General features: G+C 52.5%; 5 protein-coding genes. All 5 read left to right on the plus strand.

Annotated elements, in window-relative coordinates; genetic code table 11:
* The first annotated feature begins 1,033 nt into the window (after window positions 1–1,033).
* The 5 genes from NHH03_RS27605 (at window position 1,034) to NHH03_RS27620 (ending at window position 3,563) form a co-directional block, all read left to right on the plus strand.
* Window positions 1,034–1,180 (plus strand): hypothetical protein, encoded by a 147-nt coding sequence (locus NHH03_RS27605; RefSeq protein WP_253161590.1) that lies wholly within the window; start codon window positions 1,034–1,036, stop codon window positions 1,178–1,180.
* Between the two features lie 327 nt (window positions 1,181–1,507).
* The gene (locus NHH03_RS28485) at window positions 1,508–1,735 is read left to right on the plus strand and encodes a DUF6985 domain-containing protein (RefSeq protein ID WP_390895660.1); all 228 of its coding nucleotides are present in this window, start codon (window positions 1,508–1,510) and stop codon (window positions 1,733–1,735) included.
* 242 nt (window positions 1,736–1,977) lie between these two features.
* Window positions 1,978–2,286: a DUF2185 domain-containing protein gene (locus NHH03_RS27610; protein WP_253161591.1), complete on the plus strand. Its 309-nt coding sequence runs from the start codon at window positions 1,978–1,980 to the stop codon at window positions 2,284–2,286.
* 140 nt (window positions 2,287–2,426) lie between these two features.
* Window positions 2,427–2,882 carry a hypothetical protein gene (locus NHH03_RS27615; protein ID WP_253161592.1) on the plus strand — a complete coding sequence of 152 codons (456 nt, stop codon included), beginning with the start codon at window positions 2,427–2,429 and terminating at the stop codon, window positions 2,880–2,882.
* Between the two features lie 135 nt (window positions 2,883–3,017).
* Entirely contained in the window at window positions 3,018–3,563 is a 546-nt protein-coding gene (locus tag NHH03_RS27620; protein ID WP_253161593.1) for an ankyrin repeat domain-containing protein, read from the plus strand.

Here is a 3,563-nt window from a genome sequence, read left to right on the forward strand (position 1 = left end):
CTGTGAGATCCACCCTCGAGCCACTTCCAGCGTCGGCCAAGACTGCTCGTAACCAAAGGATGTAACGGATCGGCGGAATCCGGTCTGGAACTGTGGTCCACGTCCTTCGCCGCCGACTCGTTAATCCCAATCGTTATCGGACTGAGCAATATTGATTTGAATCCATACGCAACATCTAGTCAGACAGGTGGCTCGCCTTTGCCTGAACCACGCGTTGCTCAGGTGTCCTCACGCGATTTCTTCGTTGCGCTGCTATGCGTACTCCTTCCGGCTGCTCCAATTCTTGGTGCGTCCTATCTGTTGGGAGCTTTTGTCTCCGAGACGATCGCAGTTGTCTTCATCGTCGTTGCCTTCTGGCCGACACTCTTCTACCGTCTGTTCCATCGAACGAACGAAGCTGATCGTCCGGCATACACACTTGCGTGCGGCGTACTTGATCTTTCCTGGGTTGCCTGCCGACGATCAACGGTAGTTGCCATGTGTTTTAGCTTCCCTGCCGTGTGTATCGCAAGCTGTTACACTGTTTACGAACACTACCACGGACTTCAGGCACCAGATATGTTTCGCGAACTTGACTGGGTCGTTTTAGCTTTGATCTGGATATCGTACTTGTGTCTGATCGCAGCCCCATCACTGGCGATACGGCACGCTGGCAGATGGCATCGGCGCCAGCAGTTCGCAGCATTTGCGAACTTGGCCGTGTTGTTCGTCGTCGCCGCATCGTTTGCATCCCTCTTGATTTGAGTGCACAATGGCCGATAACCATGCGATGGTGACGGAGCGGCGGTAGTCGCCGATTTCGTTTGCTTGCAAGTCAAGAGCCGCCGCCCGCACATCGCTACCGTTCCCGTGGTGACTCGCGTAAAGGTGCGGATGTGTCTGTCTGCTTGCTCGTTGCGGTGGACACTCCAAACGGCGGCGGTCGGTTGCTGAACTTCAAACTGCCGGTAGAGTCCGTTGTCGCTTGACGTTGTTCACACGCTCCTGATGGACTGTGAAACGCCCATCGCAGTTGTCCAGCAAAACGCTCTGCATGAATCAATCGTCAGTGTGTGACCAAGCTGATCCGCTACCGACATCCGGCGCCTTGATTGCCGACCTGACCCTGGGCGGGCCGATGGTACGGGTGCCCGAATCCAGGCTGAAGATTGGCATGGGCGTCGAAGATCGAATATGCTGACCCAGCTGGACTACAAAGAAGACGGGAACCAGACGATGTTCCGGAATCGCGAATCAGGTTTCGTCTGAGTTCCAAATCAATCGTCGCGATCTCGGAAATCGCTAACGTTCCACAATCTAAATGACACCGTTACTTGACTTACCACCATTGTCCGCGGATGGTCCATTTCTCTCTGCAAAGATCTCGATTTCGACACATCCAACGATCATTGAAATCGGCGTTCCGCGACGCGGACTTACGGATGATCACCTTTCGTTCTATGAGTCTCTATCTCTCGAAGATTTCCCATCGGTCGATGACTTCGATGAATGGGCGAAACGGCAATTTATGGACTGTCCAGTCGACCCAACTGATTTTGGGCTAAGCGCAAACTCCGCAGACGAGATCCGGAATCACTACCGTATTACAAGCATTTGGCTTCTGCGAAATTCCAGCCCTAGTAATCGCTATTTGAACTTCAGCGGTGACTGTGATTGGGATCCAGAGCACGGACTAGACTGCTATACCAACGGCGGCGAGATCATTGGAAAATTCGAAACTGATCTCCCCGACTAGATTCTGAGAGATGTGGAACAATGCGATGCACGACGAGTCGGCGAGGCAGGTTTGATTGAACTGGTTGATCTCTCCCGCCGACCGCGTGATCGCCGACGTTCTGCCACAAAGATAGTGCTGAGAACTTGCCCGATGCAATGACTTGCGTTTACCGTATCTCACTACTTCTCGTTTTGATCCATACGGGTTGCGGACGCCGTGATGCCGAATCTAATCAGCTTCCCAACATATCTGAGACGCAGATGAACGACTCTCGAAGGGCGGACGACGAATGGCCGTTCGAAAGCCCTCAGAATCTTGCCGTAATTACGCTTGATCGAATCATGGATGGCAGCAATCCGGTCCTCTACGTAACTCACGATTTGGATGACGGTGGCTGGCAATTCCTTGATGGCGGAGACGTGACGGAGGAAAACGCAATGATTGTCGCCTTATCCCAGGTGGCAGAGCATGATCCATCCATCCGTCAGCTGGCTGACCTGCCGGTTGGTTGGTACGCTTTTCGGGAGTCCCCAGGGCATCCGTGGGAGCGAAGCCAGCAGACGCAGTGACGCTGACGAAGAGGCAGAACCATGCCGTGCACACGAAGGTCGGGAGTCGTGTCAAATGAAGTGGTCAATCCACCGCCCGACCTCGGTGACGGCTAACGTTCTGTGAATCAAGGTTTCAAAACCCAATCTGGAGATTCCAAATGAGATCGCTCAAGTTAGCATTCATTGCGTCGACCTTCTTGGCGATTGCCGTTGCTGCATACGTCCACACAGCACGCGCAAATCAACTTCAGGATACGGCAAGTGATCCATCCCGCCTGATTGGCTTTCTGCCAAAGGGAACTGTAATCGACCTTTCGTTTTCAAACGGGATTACCTCGGTCAAAATTCTAGAGAGAGATTATGTTGAGCAATGGGAAGCGAACGCTGCCAAGGTGAAAAGAACTTACGAATCTGTCTCCAACGATCAGCCAACAGAAGAGAATCGATTGGCGGGAATCGAACAAACCTTGAAAAACCTCACCTCCCCGTGGAAAGTTACCGCGGTGGCCGAAAACTACGTTCGCTTAGAGCCAATTCTCGATCTTCCATTCCACGAAAAGACACCTTGGGTTATCCTTCCGGAGTCATCGATCTCTTACATCAAGCCGAGATGATACTGGCACCGTAATCGTGTTTTCACTAAAGCACAGAACAATCGGATGCACGACGAGTCGCCGAGTTAAGTTTGCTGAAGTGGTTAGTCGCTCGCGGCGACCGCGTGATCCGTACCGTTCTGCGATTGAAGCCAATTGAAACTGACTCGCGCTGATATCCGCCGGTTACTTGAAAACGATGGTTACAAGACCTTCGACGAAAACGGCAACCCAGCTAGCATTCCCGTTGCTGAACAGCGTCGCCGCGCGATGGAAAGTGCATGCGAATGGGGATATGTTGACTTGGCTTCTGAGTTGCATCAAATGGGTGTTGACATCGCTGCCAATACCGAATTGCTGCGGATCGCGGCGGACGCACACCAACACGAGATTGCCCTGTTCCTCATCCAAATGGGAGCAGATGTGAATGGCCGCTCAGAACAATTTGGGCAGCCACCGATTATGGATGCTGCGGGCAGCGGCGCATTAGCGGTTTTCGAATTGCTGATTGCTCACGGCGCGGACATGACAGCAGTCTGTGATGATGGAACATCCGCTTTGGATTGGGCACGAAACGGCAAAAACACAATCGAGAACATGGACTGGGTTCGGACTGACGAGATCGTTGCAGACTACGATACAATAATCGCTATTCTGGATTCAGACGAAACGCGAGCCAACGCAGAACCAATAAGAATTTGA

Source organism: Stieleria tagensis, from assembly GCF_024129865.1.
GTDB lineage: Bacteria > Planctomycetota > Planctomycetia > Pirellulales > Pirellulaceae > Stieleria > Stieleria tagensis.